Here is a 25,619-nt window from a genome sequence, read left to right on the forward strand (position 1 = left end):
TTTTGAATTAGACACACTCATTAAAGTAGGCCGCTCATGAAGAAACAATTAATACAAGCAGGACTAAAAGCTATCTTTCCTCTTTGCGTAGGAGCATTTCCTTTCTCCTTCATTGTAGGTGCGATCAGTATTAATGCCGGCATGTCTGTTTTACAAAGTACATTATGGTCATTAACCGTCTTTGCAGGATCTGCACAAATGGTAGCGCTTGGTTTAGTACAATCATCAACCGAGATTATTGTTATTTTTGTTACCACGTTTGTTATTAATTTACGCCACATTCTTTATAGCGCCTCACTATCCGAATATGTAAAACAATACAACATGCCAACACGAATGCTGATGTCGTATGGTCTAACCGATGAGGTATATGCAGCAACCATTGGTGAAATGAAGCAAGAAAAGCCGGGACGTCAGTGGTTTTATTTAGCAGCAATGTTTGGTTTTTGGATTAACTGGGTCGTAGCCGACTTTTGTGGTGCAATGATTGGCTCTTCATTCCCACATATTGCTGATTACGGTTTAGACTTTGCGATGGTCGCAGCCTTTATTGCGATTGTTATTCCACAAGTTAAAAAGCGTGAATGTATTGTTGCCGCTGTTATTGCAACAGTCACTGGTATTTTATTATCAGGATTACCTTATTCATTAGGCCTTGTGATTGCAGCTATCGTTGGTGTTTACGCAGGTTACAGAATGGATATCTCAACTGAGAGAATGGAAGCAGAAACCAAAGCTGAAGCTAAAAAAATCATTCTCCAAGAATTAGCTGATGAGCAGCAATACCAACAGACCCTTTCATCAACCACTACGATTAATAAATAGTAAGGATCATAACCATGCATACTCACGCACATATTGCTTTAGATAATGATTATGTTCTTTATTTATCACTGGCGATGATTGCAGCCACATTTATTATTCGCTTTGCCGTCATTGGAATGGCTGGTCGCTTTAATATGTCAGAGCGATTCAAAAAAACATTACGCTTTGTTCCTGTGACTGTTTTACCCGCTATTATTGCAGTTGAAATTTTAGGTAAAGGATCAAACTTTGCATTTAATCTTGAGAATCCTAAATTATTAGCAGCTATTGTTTGTACTATGATTAGTTTACGCTTTGGTCTTATTTGGGTGGTTATTGGTGGTTTGATTTCATTAATTTTATTCCAAACTTACCTTGATCCTATGCTGCACTTCTTTCATCATCTAATGTGCTAAAAAATATTACCGACTCTCGATAATAATAAATGTTCCACTCTCTCTTTCCCGAGCTTTACCGCTCGGGCTTTTTATTTTTACTAATACTTAAAAACCTAGTCTGATATCAAACTAGGTTTAATTGACATATCAATATGTATTATTTTTGTGCTAGGCGTACGTGATCAACATCAATTTTAGTATGGTTGAATTCTTTATCGATTTCACCTTGAATAGTGATTTTTGTTTGTGGTGTAACTTGAAGACCGAACCACTTGTCATGATCAATTTCAACCGTCATCGTGCCACTACCATCAGTAAAGGTATAATGCTCACCACCCAGTGATGAAGTTAAGTAACCGGTTAATGTTACAGGCGTATCATCACTAAACATGCCTGCATCTACTACACCTTTAACCGTGTTAATACCATGTGTTGGACCAGAAAAACCTTGTTGTTGTGGTTGAGCAACTTGATTAATAACTTGGTTATTAGCAAATGCAGCTGTTGATGTCATTGCTGCTAGTAAGGTAACCAGTAAAATTGACTTTTTCATATTTAAATACTTCTTAATCTAAGAGATGGTTAATATTAAATGCTTATTCATAATGACATTTAATAGATAATTTATTGATGACGTATTAGAAGAAATACGTTGTATTTACTGTTACGTTACCGCCATTTGCAGTGCTGTCGACGTAATATTCCATCGCTGCACCAATATTGATATTATGGTAAACGTTATAATCAATACCAATGCTAGCTATCACACCAACCTCACTCTTATTCTTGCTTTCGCCACCTAAACGAGGGGTACTATATTCAATATCATCATTAAATACATTTTCATATTCATCTTGAGCCGATGATGAATAATCATATTGTGTATAAGTAATACCTGCACCGGCTTTTAATTGTACATTTTCAGTCAGCGCATAAAAATAAACAGGTTTGACAATAAACTGCTGCACATTAATATCAGCCTCCCACTCTCTTTCGTGAGTATAGCTACCTTGCAGTGGTAAATATTGACTGGTTGAGCCTTCTAATTCAAATTGCTTATAACCCAACTCAATACCAATGTTATTACTACGGTAACCAACAAAGCCGCCAAAGGTTGTCGATGAGTTACTTGGTGTTACAGTTTTAGCATCCGTGGCAAAATGCGTACTAAAACCATGATTAATTGAAGCTGCACCAACCTCAAGACCAACATATGGTCCTGCAAATGCTGGTGAACATAATAAAGCTAACGGTAATAATAATTTATTGTTCATTGTGTTATAAGCATCCAAAGCTCTTTCGTTGGAGTAACTTTATAACCATGCGCGTGAAGAGATCGTGAAGAAAGTGACCAATAACAAATTTAAATAACCACCTAGAGATGCATCACTCAAAAAAATGACACAGGTATCACATTAAGTAACAGTCATTAACGCCAAGGTCACCGCACCGATATAACAATTACTGCGACATAAACCACAACCATCACAACGGCAACTATCGACTTGTGGCTGTTGATTATTATTAATCGTTAATGCTTGTTGAGGGCATTGCTCAACACAGGTTTGACAGTGTCCGGAAACGCGATTGAGACAACCCGCGCTAAATATTGGTCGATATTCAGTATCTGCGTTTGGTGATGATAATGCCGGTGTTGGACATACTCGCTGACATTCTCCACATTGAGTGCAATGATTATAATCAAGATTTAGCTGCGGCTTATTATCATCACCCCATTCAATCACTTGCTGCGAGCATTGCTGTTCACAGGCTTTGCAACCATTGCACAATGTCGTAAATAACGCCTCATCGACTGCTGTTGGTGGTCGAGCAATACTACGGATCACTGTAATCTGTTGTTGAGGCTGACTGTTCTTTAGCCCGCCAAATAAGCCTCGAAATAATCCACGACGGCTCACATGGTAGTGATCCAAACAACTACGGTAATAACGCTCGTCGCGGTCAGCCATTAAAAATAAACCTTCATATCAGCAGGTGTTAGGACTAATTCTTGTTGTACATAATGTAACCACTGCTGCATCGCTACAGCGAGATACTGATAGGTTTGTGTTTTTGCATTTTTCTCCACCAGCTCGAGATAACGATAAGCCCAAGGTAATAAATGTTGCTCAAGTAATTCCCTTGCTGCGGCATAATCTGGCTGTTGTTCAATAAGATTTACTAATGCTAACAACATCAACCCAAATTGATCTTCAGGTTCTCGCATTCCTGTATCTAATGCCATTTGTTGTTGGGCTAAAAACTCGCGGTAGCGTAATAATGAATCGCCAAATATCACTTGCTCACGATCTAAATACACAGATCCCCACGGTGGTGCAGGCATTACATCCATACCTTCAAATAACAATTGAAAATCTGTTGCTAAAGCAATATCACCGTCTACTGCCATTCGCTGAGCCAACCCAGAAAACAAACTTTCCTCATCACTGTCACCCATTGCGTTTACGAGCTCAAGGTTATTTGTATGTGTTAATGGAAAATAAAAAAGGCTACCAAATACACGCGCTAAAATTGTTATTTGTTCCATTAGATATTACTCAACTCAAAATTTTGCAAAAGATAACGTAAAAACAAAAAAAGTAAATTGTTCTGTGACAAATTAATAAAATTAACAATAAAACAAATAAGAATAAAAAGATTAAAATCAACAACATATACCTTTAAGGTATACCAAAAACAGTGACAAATATCACAAATACGTTGAAAATGTATTTATTTACACACAATCATTCATATTTATTGATAAAGAGCAAAGTTATAAGCAATTTTTACCGACATTATCGCGCAAAAATTGCAGCACATAAAAACCATGCTGCTTAATGAAGAGAATGTCGTTCAATGAAAACAAAAATAAAGCAGTTACTCAGCCCTATTTTTACCCGTAGAGATTTTATTAAATCAAGCTCTGCGGTCGGTGGTCTTGCTGTAGCAGCAAGCAGCCTTTCGTTACCCTTTAAAGCTCAAGCCTCACAGCCTGAAGACAGTAAAAACAAACAAAAAGTCGTTTGGAGTGCTTGCACCGTTAACTGTGGCAGCCGATGCCCATTACGCATGCACGTTGTTGACGGTGAGATAAAATGGGTTGATGCTGATAATACAGGTACCGATCAATATGGTGATCACCAAGTACGTGCCTGTTTGCGTGGGCGCTCTATGCGTCGTCGTGTTTATAACCCTGATCGCCTTAAATACCCAATGAAGCGTATCGGTAAACGTGGTGAAGGTAAATTCAAACGTATTAGCTGGGATGAAGCTTACGATGAGATTGCCAACAACCTCACCCGTATTCGTAAAGATTATGGCAGTGAAGCGATTTATCTTAATTACGGCACAGGTACACTTGGCGGTACTGTCACAAAATCATGGCCTCCAGGCAGTACGCTTATTGCACGGCTAATGAATTTAACTGGTGGTTATTTAAATCATTACGGCGATTATTCCACTGCCCAAATTGCAGCTGGTTTAAATTACACTTATGGTGGCTTTGCGGCTAATAATTCATTTTCTGATCTTGAAAATACCAAATTAATTGTTCAATTTGGTAATAACCCGGCAGAAACACGCATGTCAGGTGGGGGGAATATTCACCATTTGATGGAAAGTAAGCAACGCTCTAACGCTAAGATGATCATGATTGATCCGCGTTATAATGACACCGCAGGTGGGCGTGAAGATCAATGGATACCAATTCGTCCCGGTACTGATGCTGCATTAGTGGCCGCTATTGCGCATGTGATGATCAAAGAAGACATGGTAGATCAAGCTTTCCTTGATACTTATTGCGTTGGCTATGATGCTAAAACCTTACCAGCTTCTGCACCAGCCAACTCTGACTATAAGTCATATATTCTTGGTCTAGGTGAAGATAAAACCGAAAAAACACCGCAATGGGCAGCCCCAATTACAGGTATTCCAGTAGATGTGATCATCAAACTGGCACGCGAAATTGGCTCAACGAAACCATGCGCAATTTACCAAGGTTGGGGACTACAACGTACCGCTAATGGTGAGATTGCCTGTCGCTCCATTGCAATGCTATCACTACTAACAGGCAATGTGGGTATTAATGGTGGCGGTACAGGTGCGCGCGAATCTGACTACAACATTCCGTTTGTTCGCTTCCCTATTCCTGCTAACCCAGTAAAAACTGCCATTTCAATGTTCTTATGGACAGATGCGATTGTTCGCGGTCCTGAAATGACGGCGAAACGTGATGGCGTGCGTGGTAAAGATAAACTTGATATGCCAATTAAGTTTATTTGGAACTACGCTGGTAACTGTTTGATTAACCAACACTCAGACATTAACCGTACCCATGACATTCTGCAAGATGACAGCGCGTGTGAAATGATTGTAGTGATCGATAACCACATGACCTCATCAGCAAAATATGCTGACATTTTATTGCCGGATCTTACAACGTCTGAGCAAGCTGATTTCTGTATGGATGCTAAAGCGTCAAACATGCCGTATTTCATCTATGCCGATCAAGCGATTAAACCACAATTTGAAACCCGTGGTATTTACCAAATTTGTAGCGACTTAGCCAAGCGTTTAGGTGTAGAGCAAGCCTTTACTGAAGGCCGTGATCAAGAAGGTTGGTTGCGCCACTTATACCAGCTAACCCGCGCGAATGATCCAAGCTTGCCTGACTTTGAAACAGTGCGTAAACAAGGCATTGTTAAACGTCGCGATCCTAATGGTCACTTTGTAGCGTATAAAGCATTCCGTGAAGATCCACTCAACAATCCATTAACTACCCCTTCAGGTAAAATTGAGATTTACTCCGAACGACTAGCAGCTATCGCTTCTGAGTGGGAATTAGCCGAAGGTGATGTTATTCACCCGCTGCCAATTTATGCTACTACGCCCGAAGGTTGGAATGATCCTAAACGTCAGCAATTTCCGTTACAACTCACCGGTTTCCATTATAAAGCGCGCTGTCATTCAACCTATGGCAACGTCGATATTATTAAAGAAGCTGCTCGTCAAGAAATGTGGATCAACCCAATGGATGCCGAACAACGCGGTATCGCTAATGGTGATGTGATTCGTATTTTTAATGATCGCGGCGAGCTCCACATAAATGCCAAAGTGACACCTCGTATGATGCCTGGTGTGGTTGCACTTGGTGAAGGTGCTTGGTATGCCCCTGATGGACAGAAAGTCGATCACGGTGGTTGTATTAACGTATTAACAACGCAACGCCCAAGTCCGCTCGCAAAAGGCAACCCGCAACACACCAACTTGGTGGAAGTACAACTGGTTAATAAGGCATAAGGTTAGATCATGAAACAATACGGCTTTTATATCGATTCAAGTAAATGCACAGGCTGTAAAACCTGCCAGTTATCCTGCAAAGATAACAAAGACTTAGATGTTGGCGTTAACTACCGTCGCGTGTATGAATACGCAGGCGGAAATTGGGTAAAAGAAGGCGATACGTTCCGCCAAGATGTATTCTCTTACTACTTATCCATTGCCTGTAATCATTGTGATGAACCCGCCTGTGCCAAAGTGTGCCCGTCAGGTGCAATGCACAAACGCGAGCAAGATGGCTTAGTGGTTGTTAATGAAGATATTTGTATTGGCTGTAAGTATTGCACCATGGCCTGTCCTTATGGCGCACCACAATACAACGAAGCCAAAGGTCATATGACAAAGTGCGATGGTTGTTTTGAGCGGGTCGAGCAAGGCTTAGATCCCGTTTGTGTCGGTTCTTGTCCACTACGTGCATTAGAGTTTGGTGATATTACCGAGCTACGTGCGAAATATGGCGCTAATGCTGATGTTGCGCCATTACCGCCATCATCACACACCAAACCCAATCTTGTAATCAAAGCAAACCGTCATGCTCGCCCTTGTGGAGACAAAACAGGTTTCTTAGCAAATCCTACGGAGGTTTAATATGGCTTGGCATGAATGGCCGCTAATCGTTTTTACTGTATTAGCACAAACAGCTGTTGGCGCTTACCTATTGGTGGGCAGTGTTATTTTACGTAACACTCTAACGACAGAAGTCAGTGATCGCTTACATAAAGCGATGTTCTTTATTTGGGTTTTAATGGGCCTAGGTTTTATGGCATCAACCATGCACCTTGGCAGCCCATTACGAGCATTTAATGCGTTAAATCAAGTGGGAAGCTCATGGCTGTCCAATGAAATTTTCACCGGTAGTCTATTTTTTGCATTAGGGGGAAGTTACTGGCTATTAGCACTGTTAAAGTTTGGGCCAGTGGCATTACGTAACATCATTTTAGTGGTAGGTATGTTGGTTGGTATCAGCTTTATCTATTCAATGATCATGGTGTATTTAATTAGCACAGTACCCACATGGAATAGCCTCTATACACCGCTAGCATTTGTACTAACCACTATCTTATCAGGCTTGATTTTTGGTCACCTATTACTGACTATTGCCAAGCATCATAATGCAGACATGGATAATGCATTGCCATTAGTTGGGGCTATTTTTGCCGCGTTATATATTGTGGTTGTGATGGGTCAGATTATTGACTTGCATAACACGACTTCAGCGTTAGGCTCGGCAATGGATGTGATCCCTAATCTAATCCAATTACAAATACTACGGATCAGTTTATTGTTTGCGGCGATTATCTGCTGGTTTATTCCACGCCTCATTAAAGCACGACCAACACTGTTCACCATGTTGTTAAGTTTGATCTTTATCTTACTTGCTGAACTCACTGGGCGTGGTATTTTTTATGGGCTTCATATGACTGTCGGTCTGTAATATAGCTTTATAATATCAACTAGATGATTTTAAGCTTAGGCCTCCAATATTTTTGGAGGCCTTTTTATTTGTGCTACTAAAACAAAAAGTTAGCCAGCATCAACGATTGGCTTAGGCAATACCGCAGCGCTACTGTCCATTGGACGTAGATAATTATTCCAAATCGTTAATGTTCGTTGTTGCGTTAATGCAAGTTTACAAGAAAGTGCCATAACACCACGTATTGTGCCCTGCTGCCACTGAGTATATACGGCATTACATTCTGCTTTTTGATATTCTAGCCATTGCTTTTGTGCTATTTGTATTGCATCAACAAGCTGTTTATCGGTGCTATTTTGCTTGATCGCCTGAGTTAAATATTGTTGCAACTGTTGATTAGCAACATCAAATTTATTCTCAGCACATTGATTAATTTCAAGCGTTGTATAAGCATTATCACAGTCAATCTTTGTCGCTTGTGTCGTCGCCATTGCTGAACTTGAGACCAATAACCCACTTATTAAGCATAACTTTTTCATTTTACCCTCAGCTATTTTGTTTTCATTATTATTTGTCTATTTTTATATTAAATAGTTATTATTAAATCGGCCTATAATGCTAAATTATGGTGACGTTTCAAATATAATAAATTATTTAACTAAAATGTGGATTTTCAATTTTCACATGCGAGTTATAATGAAAATTGAAGTGGCCTAATAGGCGATTCACCCTATTTGGCGGACTTATATACCGATTCTCATCATGAATTCGCCTATTTAATTGTTAGGAGTTTTAATGAGTATCGCTATTCTTGTTTTTCTGGTCATTCTTAATGGCTGGTTTGCTATGTCAGAAATAGCCTTAGTAACATCTCGAAAAAACCGATTACAAGTTCTAGCAGATGAAGGCGTTCCCTCAGCTATTACGGCATTAAAATTAGCCAATAAACCGACTACTTTTTTATCAACTATTCAAATTGGTATTACCATCATTGGTATTCTAAATGGTGTTATTGGTGAAGCTGCTTTAGCCGGACCTATTTCATCATGGTTGAAATCATTTGGTGTTCAGGCACACACAGCATCCATTTCTGCTACCATTATTGCGGTGGTTATTATCACCTATTTTTCAATTGTTGTTGGTGAATTAATCCCTAAGCGCTATGCCCAAGTTAATGCAGAGCCATTAGCATTACGCGTTGCTCGCCCAATTAGTTTACTGTCATTACTGTCACGCCCCTTTGTTATTTTATTAGCCGGTTCAACCGAATTATTCCTGCGCATCTTTAGTAAAAGTACCAATAATAGTAATCATTTAACCGAAGATGATATTAAAGCCATTATTAATGAAGGGTCTCAAACTGGCATTATTCATCAACAAGAGCATGCAATGGTACGTAATGTTTTTCATTTCGATGATCGTAAAGTTTCATCCATGATGACGCCAAGGAGTGACATCAGTTATCTCGACCTTGATCATGCGGTTGAAAGCTATCAACAAAAATTACTCGCAAGCCCTTTTTCGTGCTTGCCGGTATGCAATCATACTATTGATGATGTCAAAGGTACCATCACCGCAAAGCAATTGTTACAGTTTGAACTTGATAATCGTAATGATGACTCAAAAAATATTATTGATTATATCACTCAACCACTCTTTATTCCGGAAACCTGGACTGGTACAGATTTACTTGAAATGTTCCAAGAGTCTGGCAATGAAATTGCTTTTGTTGTCGATGAATATGGAGATATTCAAGGTATTGTAACGCCACTAGATATCCTTGAGGCGTTAACAGGCAAATTTACCACTCAAGATCCAACCGATGTGTGGTCGCAAAAGATAGCCGATAACCATTGGCATCTTGATGGGCTCATTCCTATCACCGTTGTAAAAGATCTCTTAGATTTAAAAAAATTACCTGATGAAGACCAAAATGGCTATCAAACATTGAATGGCATGCTTATGTGGATCAAAGGCGGTTTACCTCAAACCGGTGATATTATTACTTGGCAACAATGGCATTTTGAAATTCTGGTTATTGATCACAATCGCATCGAGAAAGTGAATGTCTACCCATTTGAGACATCTCAGTCTAATGAATAACCATTATTGAGTATCTGCCTTTGTGTGCAGATACTCAGCATGGATTGTATTAATTCACTCGTGACCATGCATCACGCCAGTGTTGAGTTTTACCTGGCGCATAACCTTCTAATTCACACCATGGGGTTGCAGGCCAATCGCGACAACGGTAAATATTACCATTTGGCATTCGCACCCTATCACCAGCACTGTATTTAACTCCGGCACGATAACGGGTAACCTTAAAATTATTTGGTTTAATGTGATTATTGTCGTTATCAATCAGACCTGCTAATTTCCATGGACCCGATGCATCATCACGTTGAGGGCGATCGCCCTGTGTCCACCACTTGGCGACCCATAAACGGCCTAAATAACGCGCACTATCACCTTTAGTGTATACGGTTTCTTTGTTCCATCTTTGTAATCCAGGTCGTTCACTTGGCAATACTGTTGGACGCTCATTGGCGTGTACAACTAACGAAATAGACGTCAGTGACAAGGCACTGAGTGCACACATAACAAGCAATGCGCTTTTTTTCATTATCGTAGCTATCCCTATCTACATATTCGACTCATATTGATTGCTGTATTTTATAAATTTAACACAGAAAGAACAGCAAATTAGCGCATAATATTGTAAGCAAGGGTATCTAAGTGTTTAATAACCGCCGGTTTTACTGTATTCCTGTTCTGCAAACTTCTTGCCTTCTGCTGCTGCAGCTTGACAAGCTTGTGGGTCAACATCACCACGCTGGATAACATAACGTGTTAATTGCTGGGCTTTTTGGTTACGATTGAAAAACTCATGGTAGCCGATGTTACGACATAGTTCCCACGATGACACGCCAGCTGCATTATCAACGGTATAACTGTTTGACGGTGTTCCTGCGCAACCCGTTACTACGATTGCCGCCACCGCCGCTACTATTATCTTTTTCATGTTTATCCCTATTGTGAACAACTTATGAATGACACACTCTTTATTATATTAAAGGGAATGTTTATTTAGCTGTGATTGTAGTCTACAGCTGAACACTATAACAACTGAATCTATTTATCTTACCATCAACAAGATACATAAATATTGCAAATATTTCCTTGGTGACGAGTCCAATATTTGGCGCGTATTTTCAGCGACAACTTCTCTTGCCTACACCATTAAATAATTTACTTTTACGCTAGTAATTAAGCTCAAATTAGCATAAGTTGCGAGGCAATATTAATACTGTGATCAGGATACTTTCCATGAACAATTTTCAGAGCTACTCTCAGCTCCTTCCTTGCTTTGATTGTCGAAAAAATACAGCTGAGTCTGACTTAGGTTGGTTAACACCTGCAATGTATGACAATGTCCAACAACAAATTACCGCAATCATCACAGGTGATACTGCTTTTGGTGATGATCTAACAGTAATTATCACTTGTACCCCAGAAGAAGCGCGTGATTACTTATTATTAAATGCATTTGGTTACACTGAAGAAGAGTTAACCTCAAATGGTATTGATGCTGATGATCTGAAAGAAATTGAACAAGAAATCGCAGCCAACACAACGGCATTAGGTCAAGTAGCTTTTGAACACGAAATCGCACTGCAAGCTTGTAGCACTTGTGAATAATCACAAGTTATAGCATCAAAAAATAAAGCTGTTAGCATTGCTAACAGCTTTATTTTCTTAAAACTATGTATACCAATATTAACCATAAAATTAATTTTAGCGCTTAATATGCTTTTTTATTATACATTGCTTTGTCTGCTAAAATTAACATGTCCCAAAAGTTTGCTATTGACTCATCATAAACAACATAACCTGATGTAATACTAATTGGTATTTGCTTACCATCAAATAATATCGCATCTTGAGTTACATCCTTAACTATATCAATAACTCTATCTTTAATATTTATACTATCATTTTTAAAATTAATTAATAATAAAAACTCATCACCGCCCAATCTAGCAACGATATCATTTTTCCTCAGATTATTTTTAATTCTTTTGCTTAATACAGTTAGAACTGTATCGCCTGCGGCATGACCATAACTGTCATTAATATGTTTAAATTTATCGATATCTATATTGACAATAATAAATGTTCCATCAATATTACCTAGTTTCGCTTGCTTAAATATTTTAGCTAATTTTTTAATTAAATACCGTCTATTGGGTGTTTTTGTTAATGCATCATGGTAAGCACGATGTTCGTTAGTAATATATAATAATGCAATACTTAAAAATAACATGATAAAACAAATAAGTAATGGATATGCGATAATTCTGACATTATCATTAAAATAATCACTATTACGCTTATTGTCTGAAAGATAAATACCCCATTTTCCATATGGCAACTTAACCTCTTCATAAAAAAGGTAATTATCTATTGCTTTTGGTTGACCATAAATAAAATTCTGCTGTTGACTATCAGATACATCAACTATCGATAAATCATATTTTTCAAAGTTTTTCATCGCCGTTAATGTTTCAAATAATTTATCATAATTAATAACACCACTTATTACTCCCCAGTATCGATTATTATTTGGATAATCATAAAATACTGGAACCCTAACAATTAACGCCTTTCCTCCTTGAATTAAACTAATGGGTCCAGAAATTAAAATTTGCTTTGTTATTCTTGCTTTTTTTATGTCTTTCCATTGTTCAGGATTATTTTTATAAACAAGTCCAATCGCTTTAGCATTATTCTCAAAAGGGTAAACAAAATCAATAATATCATTTTTTGCAAATCCGACACTTGTTAGATGTCCGCTTTTAAATATTACAGCTTCAGATATTCTGTTTAATACTTCATTACGGTTTTCAAAATCTATTGTAGCAATATCTGCCAATGTACTTGTTAAATAGATATCATTAACCAAAGTAGATTCTAATTCAAAACGTAATGCAGCTAAGTTTTCTTTTGCTTTGTTATTAATTTCATGAATAAGTTGTTTGTTATAAGTAGAATTAATATTCTCAATAATAACAACACCAAAGATAGTTATAATTAACGTAACAATTAAAAATATTATTGTTTTTTGTTTTCTATCCATGGTCATGTTCTTTAATATAATTGTTGTTCATTTTTACCACTCCAATTAAGAGTCAGGTTTATAACAATTTAGTCGCATTTCCTTGCTACCACCATTCTAGACTATTTACTTTATATTTCCAACCGTATGAAAACAAAACAAAAAAATTGAGAGATGCATCTAAATTCAACAATATCAGAATTTACCACATACTCGCAACGCTAACATTACCCCTAAAAAAAACAAAACAATGATCACAATGTTATTCATAACAATTTACTTTTCAAATTATGGCCTACTATTATAATATCAAACAAAGAGCATATGGTGCACGATAATGTTATCTTCTAACTTAGAACAAGAAATTCAACTTAATTTATCTAGTCAAATCGTCTCAACCACTGATATTGACGGCAACATCACTTATATTAATGATTATTTTTGCGACATATCTGGCTATTCTCGAGAGGAATTAATTGGACAAAACCACAATATCTTACGTCATCCAGATATGCCCGACTGTGTCTTTGGAGATTTATGGAAAAGCATTAAACAACAACGATATTGGCGAGGTGCTGTAAAAAATAAATGTAAGGATGGTAGTTTTTATTGGGTTGATGCTTTTGTTACCCCACTATTTGAAAACAACAAAGTAATAGGCTATCAATCTGTTCGTCTTTGTCTTGATCCAAAAGCAAGAAAAAAAGCTGAAAATTTATATAAAAAATTACACAAAAATAGCAAAATAAAAAATAGTATTTCCCCCATCATAAAGTGGAGTCTATATAGTTTATTAACTGCGATAACACTTACTTTATGTATTAGCATATCAAGTTTCTTTAGCTTATTACTACCAATGCTAACTTTAGCCATATTTTATCGCGAATTAATCTCCTATCCACTTTGGATACAGCATAATGAACAACAACATAAAAGTTTTTCACAAGGTATTTTTAATAAAAATAGCTATAACATTGCGGAATATTTAATTTCAATGAAGGATGCACAAATACGCGCAATTCTAGCTCGAACTCAAGAGGCCTCAATTGAGGTTGATAATGAAATAACAAAGGTAAACACGCTATCGATCAATTGTACTAATAAGATACAACAACAAAATTCTCATTTAGACAGTATCTCTACAGCAATTGAAGAAATGTCATCAAGTATCAATAATGTTGCGGAAAGCTGCCAACAAACATTAGTATCAACCTCTGTCGTGGAGTCTTCTTGCCATGATACTGAAGATTTAATTTCTATCACTACAGAACATATTATGCAGTTAACAACTGATATAAATGAAACGAGTGAATTAACAACCAAACTTGCTAATGAAACCGAGTTAATAACGTCAATTCTTCAAGAGATACAGAGCATTTCAGATCAAACCAATTTGCTGGCACTTAATGCGGCAATAGAAGCAGCACGAGCAGGAGAACATGGGCGTGGATTTTCTGTCGTTGCTGAAGAAGTACGAGCATTAAGTGTACGTACACATAAAGCAACCTCTCAAATCCAACAATCAGTTAATTATATGATTCAGTCCCTTAATAAAATAGCGCTGCGAATGGAGCAAGGAATTAGTAATGCCAATATTTGCGTTACAGATATTAATGATATGACGTCTAAGCTTGAAGATATCTTCAAATTAATCGTTGAGATATCAAATTTATCGATTCAAATATCGACAGCAACAGATCAACAAGCAACTGTATCTAAAGATATTAATCAGAACAGTCATCAAATTTATGATAGTTCTACAAATAACCTCAAAGAAATGGAATCCATTAATCTTAGTATGGGTCACATGAAAAATAGCTCAGTTAAACTTATCACTTTGTCCAAAGCATTTCAGTAATGTGAGGAAGAGCGGCTTGAGGTTTTAGAAGATTTGATGCTGCTTTTATACAAACGAAAAAAAACCGTTAATTTTCATTAACGGTTTTCTTAAATATGGCGGAGAGATAGGGATTTGAACCCTAGATACGCTATAAACGTATGCCGGTTTTCAAGACCGGTGCTTTCAACCACTCAGCCATCTCTCCATGGCAGCTATACTAATCATAACCTTATCAGTTGTAAAGTCTTTATTGAACAACCGCTTAAATATACAACGATCATACGCTTATTTTTGCTTAAACCCACAATCAATTAAAAACTGCATGAAACCATAACGCTCAAGCCACTCTAATTGTTGTTCAGAATTGACTAAAAAGCGGCCACTAAAATTCACCCCATGACCAGATAAGGTTTCGACCTGATTTTTAACCCGTGGAATAATCAACATCCAACGTTCAGTTAATAAAATATTATAAGGTAAACACTCGTTTAAGCCATTCACCAACTTAGTGGTATTTAACTGTAATGATTCCAGCGCATGTAAATAATCATAATATAGCTGTTGAGGATCTAATCCTGAATAACGAAAAACCGCATGTTTAAATGGTAATTGGCTATTAATAATCAGAGACTCTAACGGAATTGGAGTTCTTACCAATTGCATATGCCGATGCATTTGACTTGAGCCTGCAATTCGACCTGAATTAAAAAAACCTAACACATCGCTGCGAGTAATACCTTTAACCCATGCGGTAAAATCCGCTAAGGTTAAAACCGATGTCTGTGGAATATAATCTTTAGCACAAACCAATAAATGCGGTACAACGATGGGAAAACGATTTAGAAGACACACATACTCTGCATCCATATCCGTTATATAATCACAATGTGTATATGGCGCAATAAAAGGGTCTTGTGCTGAAACCGCAGGCGAATGTTTTATTTTCATATTATCAGTGACCAAGTTAACAATATAGTTAACGCCTTGTTGCTGATAAATAATGTCATCACAGGTTAAGGGTAATAAATCACCATTACCCAATCCGATTTTTGTTTGTTCCTCGCAAGCATTCCACAGCATTCTTTTTGTCCATTTAAAATTATCTATCAATCACTTGAGAGCGACACTTACCGTTTTTAAGTGTTATTTCATGGTTAAAAATAACGACTCATTCTCACTCTAAAATTATGCTTCTTTCGTTATTTTTACTAGCATTAAAAATGCAATGTTGAGTTGTAATTAGCGCCACAATGAAAAAGCTTAATCTTCTATTGCAGTGAGTAAAAGCTCAAAACGTTCATTACCGCGCAAGTTTTCAAAATCATCTTCATCTGCCGCTAATTCACGTAATGATAGACTATCTTTTATCGCCCGCTCTAAATCTGAAATAGCTTGCTCTTCAACGCCTAAACAAGCATAAGCACAAGCTCGTTGATATAAAGCATGTGCATTCGTATCATCGACCTCTAATACTCGATTACACAAACTTAATGCCCAGTGGAACTCTCGCATTTCCATTGTCGCATCAGCTTTATAGGTTAACGCTTCTAAATCACCTGGTCGCACTTTTAAAATTTCATCATATATTTCTACTTTTTGTTCCGGTGTTTGAGAACTTTGCGCACGTAACCATAAATTATGCACTTCATTAATCTTTTCTATTTCTCGATTATTTTCACTAATAATGCGTGTCTTACGTTTTAAATCACGCTCTAGCGCTTTAAATTTTTGCTCATAACTTTCAGAAATATCTTTTAATTGTATTTCTGCCATTCGTTTGGTGTTTTCTTTTATCTCACGCATTGACTGCCAGCCAATTAACGCAATTAATGAAGCAACACCAGCAATGATATAAAAGAAATACGTCACAGTTACATTAGCGTAATTCATTGATTTATCAGCGACAGCTAATTCTCTGTCCGTTATATCACGCGTAATTCGACGTTCAAGATCTTGTTGATCCATTCGTAAAGATTTCAATTCATCCAATACATAGCGTTCAATCATAGGTTTTTCATAAATACTCTGCTCAGAGTAAGCCTTAGTTGTCTTTTCATTTGCATGAGTTATAGATACAGGTAACACTAAATAAAGCATAACTGCACTTAACAACATTTTAATCATAACCTACAACCTTTTTGTAACAATTTGATTTTATATAAGAATAATACATAAACATAGCAGTTTTAATTTTTCTATTGTCAGTTTAGATTTAAAATCAATAAAATACGAAAAAACATCATTTTTAAAATAATTCGCACCAATACCTCATTTTTGTCAAAACGTTGCTTTTAGCACCATAAATAATTCCTACTACGCAATAAATACGTCTACAGTTACTACTGAAAGCAAAAGCATTCCCTCTCAGACACGGATATGCAGGAGAGAATATGAAAAGTAACAAGGATAAATCATTATGGTTAATTCCTGCGGGTGTTAGCTTATTGATCGCGTTATTAGGTGTACTCATACTTACACCTATGATGTAACCGCATTAGGAGACGCCGTTTGTCTCCCTTACTCTCAACGCATAAAAAAAGGGATGCTATTTAAGCACCCCCTTTTGAACAAAACTAATTATATCACTTTAAATTTCAATTACTTACTTAAGATTAGTGTAGTAATTAAAGCCTTCAGATAAATTATTAAAGCCATCAATGGTTGGAACAATCTGACGAATAACACGGTTCCAACGTGCAATCGGTGCAGCAGTCACATAAACAATATCATATGGCTGTAGTTCAAATTCAGTACCAATAACCAATGCTGTCGCATCTTTAATGTTTAACTGGTAAACATTAGCAATAGTCTTATCGTTTGAATTTTTCTTAACGTCATCACGTGTTGATCGAATAACGAATACGCCAGTAGCATCAGCTTCAAGCTCGTTAATACCACCAACACTGCTTAGCGCTTCAGTTAAGCTCATACCTGCACGATCAATCTTCAGTAATCTAGGTTGATTAACTTCACCCATAACGAAGACTTTCTGATCGTCGTTACGCGGTACGTGAATGATATCACCATTTTGTAATAAACGGTTTTGAAGTAAATCACCACGCTGCATCAGTGCATATAATGAAATTTTCTGATCTTTACCATTACGGGTTAATGTTACATTACGCCAATCAGCATCTGCTGCTAAACCGCCAGACTTATCGATCGCATCAAGTAATGTAAGAGGTACATTGCTAATAGGTTGTTGGCCTGGTGTTTTTACTTCACCAGTAACATATGCTTTTTGAGATCGGAAAGCAGCAACGTTAACATCTACTTGTGGTCTTTCAATATAAGCAGATAAACGACGAGCTATAATTTTACGTACTTCAGAAACAGTTTTACCTTCTACATAGACTTTACCGATGTAAGGGTAAAAAATCGTACCGTCAGCGTGGACCCAGTTACCTGCTTCACTTGCACTACGGTATGCACCAGCAGGGATAGTTAATTCAGGGTGATCCCAAATTGTAACGTTAAGAATATCACCAGGGCCAATATGATATTCATAATGTGCTAACTCCGCTTCCAAACGTGGATTTTGCTCAGCTTTCACTTTCTGAATACGATACTGATTAACAGTGTTCGCTGTTAAAGGGTAAACATTAACACGATCTGAAATGTTAGTACTGTCACCGTCAGCAACTTTGACAACATGCTTACCAGACAGTGATAAGTTAGAACCAGGTACAGTACACCCAGCTAAAGTTGATGAGATTAATGCCGCTATTAGAATTTTCTTTGTCAAATCCATTATAAATTCACATATGTTGTTAAAATAAACTACCGCAATGCACACCTATCGAATAATTTCAACAATAGTAATATGACACAATAATTAACGTTCTAATTATTGATTACGATGATTAATATCTAGAGTGCTGTTCTTGTTTTACGAATCATTCATATTTAATATAATTCATATTTAATATAATTCAATGTTGAACAACCAGGGGATTCAGTTGCATTACTGAATAGATATTCCCCATTAAGTTTATGCTAGGTAACCTGTACGCGTTTTTAATCACATTATAAAATGAGACGATTACCAAACTCGTTTTATAGCAATACTCGTACCTATAAGGGATCAACTTTTAGATATCAAAATAGCAATCCGTAATAGCTTTCTATCGTTAACGCCGAAAGCTACACATTATAAAATATTCACTATATAAATATGATGTCTCATAAAAAATCTTATTACCACCATAATGATAAAAGCAATAAGCTCTTAATATAGGTATATCGTTAGCGCTGTAAGATACTTTGTAAATCGAGTCTAAGAATATGATATTAGTTAAAAAACAGCCATTAAATTAAAATATTAAATTAAAATAAAATAAAAAGTGGATTTATCACACATAAAAAACAACCAAAAATCAACACTTTAACCAAATTATCAATATAAAAACGTAAAAAAACACAGCTATGAACACGAATATCTCTATACTCAAGTTTTCTGATTTTCAGATTAAATCAGGTCTCATTTATTTATCACTTGAATCAAAAACAAGATAATGATTAATAATGGTAATATAACAGGTATTATTATATCTATTATAAATAACAAAAATCACTTTATGCTAGCAGATAAAATTTGAATCGTACAAAATTAACTCAATATATTATATAACTATTAGTACTATAAACAGTTAACTTGTATAACAAGGCCTAAATGAAGCTTACCTCTAATAACAAAAAATAATAACAAAGTCGTTTTTATAAATGTAACATTCCATTTTTGTTAGTTTCAACCTTTTTACATAAATCTATAATCACTGCCCTAATGATTAGACTATCCTGTCTTATTATTTTTCGAGTATATTTTATGCTAGCTGTGCAATTTGATCGGCAGTCTTCCTCCTTATTGCCAACAATGTACGCCTATAATAAATAAAATATTCATCACCTCAATTAATAGAAATATAAAGAACTATACCCATAATGAAATTGAATAACATAATTAATACTGTCAAATTTTTCCCTTTCTATTTACTTTTTGCTCCTTTTTGGTTTTCTAACGGTGTTGTTGATAAGTTCTACGGCGTATTTTTTGGTACCTATGCTGGTGATAGTTGGTCCGGCTGGAAAGAATATATTGCGGGTAACTGGGCCAAGAAACCGGTAACAGACTTTCTATTAGTACCCTTTTTTGACTACCTTTTCCCTGTACTAATGTTATTGCAAGTATTACCGTTCATTTTGTTAACTGTATCATTCCTAAAAATGGAGTTCATGCCTGGGAAATCAAAGTTATGGTTAAAAGCTGGTATTCTTGCTTCTTTATTTGTCACATCAGCGATGTGCTTTAGCCAAACACTCGCAGGCACATCTGATGTTCAATACTTATTCCAATTCTGGGCTGTTTCATTACTGGGTTTCTGGTATGTAGAAAACCAAGAAAAAGCACTACTGAATAAATAGTTGTGTAAATAAGTAAACAGCACCTCAAAAAAAGCCCTTACATAAATGTAAGGGCTTAATTATACATAGTAGGTGAGTAAATAGTTACTTTACATACTCTCCACGACGTAATGCATCAATGCGTTTTTCTAGCGGTGGGTGAGTCATGAATAACTCTGATAATGATTTCTTACCATTAATACCAAACGCCATCATCGACCCCTCTAAATGTGGCTCTTGACTTACTTTTAAGCGTTCAAGTGCGGCAATCATTTTTTCACGGCCAACCAATTTTGCCGATCCAGCATCAGCATAAAACTCACGATGGCGGCTATACCACATCGTTAGAATGCTGGCTAAGAAACCAAATAAGACTTCCATGATCGAAGAAACAATAAAGTAAGTCATGTAGCTACCGCCACCTTCCCCTTCTTCACTGTTATTATTAACACCACTGATTGCACCAGCAACAAGTCGAGACACAAAAATCACAAAGGTATTTACCACACCTTGCATTAACGTCATCGTTACCATATCACCATTAGCAACATGACTGATCTCGTGTGCTAATACTGCTTCAGCTTCATCACGTGTCATGCTGTGGAGCAAACCTGTTGATACTGCCACTAATGAATCATCACGCTTTGCACCGGTTGCAAATGCGTTGATATCAGGCGCATCATAAATAGCAACGGTTGGCATGCCAATACCAGCTTGTTCTGCCTGACGAGCAACGGTATTCATTAACCAATGCTCGGTTTCATTACGTGGGCTATCAATCACAACCCCACCAACAGAACGTAGTGCCATCGACTTCGACATCATTAAAGACACTATTGAACCACCAAAACCAAACAGCGCCGCCATCACTAACAATCCAGAAAGGCTGCCAGGTTTCATTCCTGTCACCGCATACACAATATTTAGAACAATACTAAACACCAACATTACGGCAAGGTTCGTTGCTAGAAACAAAGCAATACGTTTCATATCTGTTATCATCTCCAATTGAAAGGACATTACTAATCTAGTTTATACCTTATAGACTATATTCTAACGTCTTATTGGTACATTCAGACTTTTATTACTCCTATCTTCAAATAATATGCCTGTAAATTAAAGTGTTAAATTGTTACCAATTCTTATCATCTTAAGATTTACCCCTCTTTGTATCACAAAATAACCGCAAAGCGATTGCGCTATCTCGGCATATATTAGTATTGAACTCACCTTTTTGGTCATCAATAACACCACCTAATGACTAAAATAAATGATAATTAGACTTTGGTCGTATTGCTTTAATAGTATAACTCGATTATTGTTTACATATTGTTATGAAACAATACACGTAAAGACATGAGTACACAGGGAGGATTCATGGCTAATAATGAAAGTTATCAAGTTGCTATAGACATTTTGCGTTGTCATCTTGGTATGTCAATCGATGAAGCGCATAAAGAACTAGGACTTGATAACGCTGGTAATCCAGTATCAATGACAGATACGCAAGAACAATTAATTGGCCTTAACACAACTAATTAATATTATCTTACTTATATTTAAACAAAAGGCACATTGAGTGCCTTTTGTTGTTTATAGCACTATCTTAGTTTTCACTTAGGATACTTAAATCAATATATTGAGCTAGATGCTGATGTATAGGCATTTCTTTTTCTAAGATATTCCCTGCCATATAAGGGATCTCGGCTATTTTTTTGCCTGGTAAATGCAGCTCTAACCACGTTATCATTGCGGTATAGTTATCAGTTATTGGATTGATTTGATTAGCAATCCACCCGACAACAGTAAGGCCATCGGCCTGAATCGCTTCTGCAGTCAATAAAGCATGATTTAGACATCCAAGCTTAATGCCCACGACTAAAATAACCGCCAATCGTTCTTGTTTCACCCACGATGAAAGATAATCAATATTATTAATAGGCACTCGCCAACCACCAGCGCCTTCAATAAGTACATAATCAGCTTGTGCTTTAAGCTTGTTTAACCCTTGTGATAATACATTAAATTTAATTATTTTATGCTCTTCATTGGCTGCAATATGCGGTGATACAGGTCGATAAAAAGTGTAAGGATTAACGTCATCATATGTCACAGAAACGGATGACGCTTGTTGAAGTAATAAGGCATCACGATTACGTAATCCTTGCGGTGTATTCTCACTGCCTGATGCTATCGGCTTGTATCCTACCATCGCAATATTTGCCTGTTGTGCTGCATGTAAAATCGCACAACTACACACTGTTTTTCCTACGTCAGTATCAGTACCCGCAACAAAAAAAACGTTATTCATTGATCAATACTCCAAAACATACTTGATAAGTCGCGGGTAACAAACCATTGTCTAAGCGAAAGTCATTATAAGCGCGTTCTAAATCAATGAATGTTTGTCGACCAACTAACCCAGAACGCCGCTGTTGCTGTAAATGTGTTGCGCCGATACCTTTTAGATCTTTCATCAGTTTCATTGCCGTTGAGTAATATACAGTGATAGGCTTACACTCTAAGGTTTCAATCGTTAATCCGACTTGGTTAATTTCGGCTGTAATTATTGTGGGTGATTTAAAGCTATTCACATGTTGCTGATCATCAATATAAGACCATGCCTGAGTTAACTCACTCAACGAGCCTTCAGCTAGCGTTGTAAAAAATATTTTCCCTTGTGGCTTAACAACTCGTTGTAATTCTCGTAGCGGAACAGAAAGATCATTACACCATTGTAAAGCGAGATTACTAAAGGCAATATCATAGCAGTTATCGCCCTTCGCAATATTTTCAGCATCCGTTTGTAAATATTGGCAATCTTGTCCACATCGTTGCCGTGCTTGTTGCAACATCTCAGCAGACAGATCAGCCGCTGTCACAGCGAATCCTTGCTGATGTAAGGCGGCACTGAAATACCCCGTTCCACAACCAATATCAATCACTGTCGTAGACCGCATAAATGCTGAGATTGGTGACGGTATAAATGATAATAATTGCTGTCCAACCTGCCGTTGAAATGCAGCTGATTTATCATAACCTTTAGCTGCACGACCAAATGCATTAGCTATCGCTTGTTTGTTGTTCTGATCGATAGCGTATAGTGGTTTATTGGCTAATCTATCTAACATCCATCACCTCATTAAGTGCCATAGCAAGCTGACGAACATCGGCGTTATTATGATTTGCAGTAAGTGTAATACGAAGTCGAGCGCTATTTGGCGCAACTGTCGGTGGCCGTATTGCCCCCACTTTAATTCCCCGTTGTTGTAATTGAGCAGCAATTGCCATTGTTTGACCACTATCACCAATAATGATCGGTTTAATCGGTGTCATTGTTGACATCAGACCAATACGCTTATCAAGCTGATGCGCTAAAGACTCAGACAAAGCCTGCAATTTTTCTCGTCGCCAAGCTTGGGTTTGAATCAATGAACAAGCACAGCTTAAAGCAACAGCCTGTGCTGGAGGCATTGCTGTCGAGTAAATAAAATGACGAGCAAATTGAATCAAATATTCAGCCGTTTCATCACTACACAAAACCGCCGCACCTTGTATACCAAAGGCTTTTCCAAAAGTAATAATTAATATATCGGCTTTTATACCGGCAAGATGACAACTACCTTGCCCTGCCTCACCCAATACACCACAACCATGAGCATCATCAACCATTAGCCAGCTTTTATGTTGCATCGTCATTTCCCGTAATGATGCTAATGGCGCACAATCACCATCCATACTAAAAACACCCTCAGTGACAACTAATGATGCCGTGTTTAGTGTCGGTTTTATTTTTGAAAGCTGTCGCTGTAATACTGACATATCATTATGAGCAAAACGCGTCATTTTCGCAGGCGATAACATACCCGCTTCAATTAAAGAGGCATGATTTAACTTATCTTGAAACAGATGATCTTGTGGCTGCAATAACGTAAATAGCACTGCTTGATTCGCACTAAAGCCACTATTAAATAATAATGCTCGTTGATAGCCCAACCATTCTGTAAGTTGTTGTTCTAAATCTGCATGTGGTGATTGAAACCCTGTCACTAAGGGGGAAGCACTACTTCCTGCACCATATTTAGCCAACCCTTGCTGCCATGCAGCTATAATCTCTGGCTCTTGTGCTAAACCTAGATAATCATTACTGGCAAAATTTATGGTTTTTGAAATGGCATCTTGGCACTGTAATTGTCGGTAAAGGCCTTGCTGCTGACGCTTGATAAGTGCTTGTTGATGACGCTGATTAAAGAGAGGCATCATAAAAAATGTCATCTTTAGTTGGACGTGTAGCAACCCGCTCTACGACTTGCTCTAATAATTCTTGTGCTTGAATATCATCAGGTTTTGCTGCTTGATGCTGACTATTGATACCAAGCTTGGCAAATAGTTGCATATCCTTATCTTCACCTGGGTTTGGTGTGGTTAATAATTTACATCCGTAGAACACGGAATTTGCCCCAGCCATAAAACACAGCGCTTGCATTTGCTCATTCATATCCTCTCGACCAGCAGACAGCCTCACTGCAGAATGCGGCATCATGATACGGGCAACAGCAATAATACGTATAAAGTCAAATGGATCGACATCCTGCGCATTTTCAAGTGGCGTACCTTTTACTTTTACCAGCATGTTTATTGGTACACTTTCTGGATGAACGGGTAAATTGGCTAATTCCACCAGCAATCCGGCACGATCTCGCACACTTTCTCCCATTCCAATAATGCCACCAGAACAAATTTTCATTCCCGCATCACGTACATGCGCTAAGGTATCTAAGCGATCTTGATAGGTACGTGTAGTGATCACATTGCCATAATATTCAGGAGAGGTATCAAGGTTATGGTTATAATAATCTAGCCCTGCAGCTGCTAATGTATTTGCTTGTTCAGTGGTTATCATCCCTAACGTCATGCATGTTTCTAAGCCTAATTGCTTAACGCCTTGTATCATTTCAAGCAAATAAGGCATATCCCTGTCTTTCGGATTTTTCCATGCCGCTCCCATGCAAAAGCGAGTTGCGCCTGATTGCTTGGCTTTTATAGCAGCATCAAGTACACGCTCGACTTCCAATAACCGCTCTTTTTCTATATCAGTACGATAATGCGCACTTTGAGGGCAATATTTACAATCTTCAGGACAGGCGCCGGTTTTAATAGAAAGCAAAGTACTTACTTGAACCTGGTTAGGCTGATGAAATTGGCGATGGATTTGTTGTGCTTCAAACACCAAATCCATAAATGGCTTATTAAATAAAGCCTGCACTTCTGCAACAGTCCAATTACTACGAACTTCCACAATGC

At 37.3% G+C, this 25,619-nt stretch carries 26 protein-coding genes and 1 tRNA gene; 10 read left to right on the plus strand and 17 right to left on the minus strand.

Annotated elements, in window-relative coordinates; all coding sequences use genetic code 11:
- Positions 1-36 precede the first annotated feature (36 nt).
- Together PMAL9190_RS02565 and PMAL9190_RS02570 are read left to right on the plus strand one after the other, a co-directional pair.
- Entirely contained in the window at positions 37-825 is a 789-nt protein-coding gene (locus PMAL9190_RS02565) for an AzlC family ABC transporter permease (RefSeq protein WP_087843777.1), read from the plus strand.
- 14 nt (positions 826-839) lie between these two features.
- Positions 840-1,220: an AzlD domain-containing protein gene (locus PMAL9190_RS02570; protein ID WP_087843778.1), complete on the plus strand. Its 381-nt coding sequence runs from the start codon at positions 840-842 to the stop codon at positions 1,218-1,220.
- Positions 1,221-1,359: 139 nt separating this feature from the next.
- On the opposite strand, the gene PMAL9190_RS02575 is transcribed toward PMAL9190_RS02570, so the two are convergent.
- The 4 genes from PMAL9190_RS02575 to PMAL9190_RS02590 form a co-directional block, all read right to left on the minus strand.
- Positions 1,360-1,755 (minus strand): YgiW/YdeI family stress tolerance OB fold protein, encoded by a 396-nt coding sequence (locus PMAL9190_RS02575; RefSeq protein ID WP_087843779.1) that lies wholly within the window; start codon positions 1,753-1,755, stop codon positions 1,360-1,362.
- A gap of 85 nt (positions 1,756-1,840) precedes the next feature.
- Positions 1,841-2,476, minus strand: a complete 636-nt coding sequence (locus PMAL9190_RS02580; RefSeq protein ID WP_087843780.1) for an AcfA family outer membrane beta-barrel protein — start codon at positions 2,474-2,476, stop codon at positions 1,841-1,843.
- 141 nt (positions 2,477-2,617) lie between these two features.
- On the minus strand, positions 2,618-3,172 hold the full coding sequence (gene napF, locus PMAL9190_RS02585) for a ferredoxin-type protein NapF (RefSeq protein ID WP_087843781.1): 555 nt from the start codon (positions 3,170-3,172) through the stop codon (positions 2,618-2,620).
- Positions 3,172-3,750 (minus strand): molecular chaperone TorD family protein, encoded by a 579-nt coding sequence (locus PMAL9190_RS02590; RefSeq protein WP_087843782.1) that lies wholly within the window; start codon positions 3,748-3,750, stop codon positions 3,172-3,174. The genes napF and PMAL9190_RS02590 overlap by 1 nt, the downstream gene beginning before the upstream one ends.
- A gap of 311 nt (positions 3,751-4,061) precedes the next feature.
- On the opposite strand from PMAL9190_RS02590, the gene PMAL9190_RS02595 reads away from it, so the two are divergent.
- Genes PMAL9190_RS02595 through PMAL9190_RS02605 form a run of 3 tightly spaced genes read left to right on the plus strand, consistent with a single transcriptional unit; the run spans position 4,062 to position 7,977 of the window.
- Entirely contained in the window at positions 4,062-6,503 is a 2,442-nt protein-coding gene (locus tag PMAL9190_RS02595; RefSeq protein ID WP_087843783.1) for a DmsA/YnfE/YnfF family dimethyl sulfoxide reductase, read from the plus strand.
- Positions 6,504-6,512: 9 nt separating this feature from the next.
- Positions 6,513-7,130, plus strand: coding sequence for a DMSO/selenate family reductase complex B subunit (locus tag PMAL9190_RS02600; protein ID WP_087843784.1), 618 nt, complete (start codon positions 6,513-6,515; stop codon positions 7,128-7,130).
- A gap of 1 nt (position 7,131) precedes the next feature.
- The gene (locus PMAL9190_RS02605; protein WP_087843785.1) at positions 7,132-7,977 is read left to right on the plus strand and encodes a DmsC/YnfH family molybdoenzyme membrane anchor subunit; all 846 of its coding nucleotides are present in this window, start codon (positions 7,132-7,134) and stop codon (positions 7,975-7,977) included.
- An 89-nt stretch (positions 7,978-8,066) separates the two neighbouring features.
- Here PMAL9190_RS02605 and PMAL9190_RS02610 read toward each other — a convergent pair whose 3' ends face one another.
- Positions 8,067-8,495 (minus strand): lysozyme inhibitor LprI family protein, encoded by a 429-nt coding sequence (locus PMAL9190_RS02610; protein ID WP_087843786.1) that lies wholly within the window; start codon positions 8,493-8,495, stop codon positions 8,067-8,069.
- A gap of 256 nt (positions 8,496-8,751) precedes the next feature.
- Between PMAL9190_RS02610 and PMAL9190_RS02615 the strand changes: the two genes are divergently transcribed.
- The gene (locus tag PMAL9190_RS02615; protein WP_087843787.1) at positions 8,752-10,059 is read left to right on the plus strand and encodes a hemolysin family protein; all 1,308 of its coding nucleotides are present in this window, start codon (positions 8,752-8,754) and stop codon (positions 10,057-10,059) included.
- A 49-nt stretch (positions 10,060-10,108) separates the two neighbouring features.
- On the opposite strand, the gene PMAL9190_RS02620 is transcribed toward PMAL9190_RS02615, so the two are convergent.
- The gene (locus PMAL9190_RS02620) at positions 10,109-10,582 is read right to left on the minus strand and encodes a carbohydrate-binding protein (RefSeq protein WP_087843788.1); all 474 of its coding nucleotides are present in this window, start codon (positions 10,580-10,582) and stop codon (positions 10,109-10,111) included.
- Positions 10,583-10,699: 117 nt separating this feature from the next.
- A complete protein-coding gene (locus tag PMAL9190_RS02625) occupies positions 10,700-10,981 on the minus strand; it encodes a lipoprotein (protein ID WP_087843789.1) in 282 nt (93 codons plus the stop codon).
- Between the two features lie 305 nt (positions 10,982-11,286).
- On the opposite strand from PMAL9190_RS02625, the gene PMAL9190_RS02630 reads away from it, so the two are divergent.
- Positions 11,287-11,658: a hypothetical protein gene (locus PMAL9190_RS02630; protein WP_087843790.1), complete on the plus strand. Its 372-nt coding sequence runs from the start codon at positions 11,287-11,289 to the stop codon at positions 11,656-11,658.
- A gap of 103 nt (positions 11,659-11,761) precedes the next feature.
- On the opposite strand, the gene PMAL9190_RS02635 is transcribed toward PMAL9190_RS02630, so the two are convergent.
- A complete protein-coding gene (locus tag PMAL9190_RS02635) occupies positions 11,762-13,096 on the minus strand; it encodes a diguanylate cyclase domain-containing protein (RefSeq protein WP_159458349.1) in 1,335 nt (444 codons plus the stop codon).
- 316 nt (positions 13,097-13,412) lie between these two features.
- On the opposite strand from PMAL9190_RS02635, the gene PMAL9190_RS02640 reads away from it, so the two are divergent.
- Positions 13,413-14,933, plus strand: a complete 1,521-nt coding sequence (locus PMAL9190_RS02640) for a methyl-accepting chemotaxis protein (RefSeq protein ID WP_087843792.1) — start codon at positions 13,413-13,415, stop codon at positions 14,931-14,933.
- 96 nt (positions 14,934-15,029) lie between these two features.
- Here the strand turns inward: PMAL9190_RS02640 and PMAL9190_RS02645 are convergent.
- The 4 genes from PMAL9190_RS02645 to PMAL9190_RS02660 form a co-directional block, all read right to left on the minus strand.
- A tRNA-Ser gene (locus tag PMAL9190_RS02645) sits at positions 15,030-15,120 on the minus strand.
- 80 nt (positions 15,121-15,200) lie between these two features.
- Positions 15,201-16,025: an ATP adenylyltransferase family protein gene (locus tag PMAL9190_RS02650; RefSeq protein ID WP_268808098.1), complete on the minus strand. Its 825-nt coding sequence runs from the start codon at positions 16,023-16,025 to the stop codon at positions 15,201-15,203.
- Between the two features lie 150 nt (positions 16,026-16,175).
- On the minus strand, positions 16,176-17,012 hold the full coding sequence (locus PMAL9190_RS02655; RefSeq protein WP_370738744.1) for a tetratricopeptide repeat protein: 837 nt from the start codon (positions 17,010-17,012) through the stop codon (positions 16,176-16,178).
- Positions 17,013-17,517: 505 nt separating this feature from the next.
- Positions 17,518-18,666, minus strand: coding sequence for a polysaccharide export protein (locus PMAL9190_RS02660; RefSeq protein ID WP_087843795.1), 1,149 nt, complete (start codon positions 18,664-18,666; stop codon positions 17,518-17,520).
- Positions 18,667-19,856: 1,190 nt separating this feature from the next.
- Here PMAL9190_RS02660 and PMAL9190_RS02665 point away from each other — a divergent pair.
- Positions 19,857-20,336, plus strand: coding sequence for a hypothetical protein (locus PMAL9190_RS02665; RefSeq protein ID WP_087843796.1), 480 nt, complete (start codon positions 19,857-19,859; stop codon positions 20,334-20,336).
- A gap of 84 nt (positions 20,337-20,420) precedes the next feature.
- On the opposite strand, the gene htpX is transcribed toward PMAL9190_RS02665, so the two are convergent.
- On the minus strand, positions 20,421-21,305 hold the full coding sequence (gene htpX, locus PMAL9190_RS02670; RefSeq protein ID WP_087843797.1) for a protease HtpX: 885 nt from the start codon (positions 21,303-21,305) through the stop codon (positions 20,421-20,423).
- A gap of 387 nt (positions 21,306-21,692) precedes the next feature.
- On the opposite strand from htpX, the gene PMAL9190_RS20275 reads away from it, so the two are divergent.
- Entirely contained in the window at positions 21,693-21,857 is a 165-nt protein-coding gene (locus PMAL9190_RS20275) for a hypothetical protein (protein ID WP_200813359.1), read from the plus strand.
- A gap of 64 nt (positions 21,858-21,921) precedes the next feature.
- Here PMAL9190_RS20275 and bioD read toward each other — a convergent pair whose 3' ends face one another.
- Genes bioD through bioB form a run of 4 tightly spaced genes read right to left on the minus strand, consistent with a single transcriptional unit; the run spans position 21,922 to position 25,614 of the window.
- Entirely contained in the window at positions 21,922-22,626 is a 705-nt protein-coding gene (bioD, locus tag PMAL9190_RS02675) for a dethiobiotin synthase (protein ID WP_087843798.1), read from the minus strand.
- A complete protein-coding gene (bioC, locus tag PMAL9190_RS02680) occupies positions 22,619-23,446 on the minus strand; it encodes a malonyl-ACP O-methyltransferase BioC (protein ID WP_087843799.1) in 828 nt (275 codons plus the stop codon). Before bioC ends, bioD begins: the two co-directional genes overlap by 8 nt.
- Positions 23,436-24,575, minus strand: a complete 1,140-nt coding sequence (bioF, locus tag PMAL9190_RS02685; RefSeq protein WP_087844200.1) for an 8-amino-7-oxononanoate synthase — start codon at positions 24,573-24,575, stop codon at positions 23,436-23,438. The genes bioC and bioF overlap by 11 nt, the downstream gene beginning before the upstream one ends.
- Positions 24,562-25,614, minus strand: a complete 1,053-nt coding sequence (gene bioB, locus PMAL9190_RS02690; protein WP_087843800.1) for a biotin synthase BioB — start codon at positions 25,612-25,614, stop codon at positions 24,562-24,564. Before bioB ends, bioF begins: the two co-directional genes overlap by 14 nt.
- Positions 25,615-25,619 lie beyond the last annotated feature (5 nt).

Origin of the sequence: Photobacterium malacitanum (genome assembly GCF_900185615.1) — a bacterium.
GTDB lineage: Bacteria > Pseudomonadota > Gammaproteobacteria > Enterobacterales > Vibrionaceae > Photobacterium > Photobacterium malacitanum.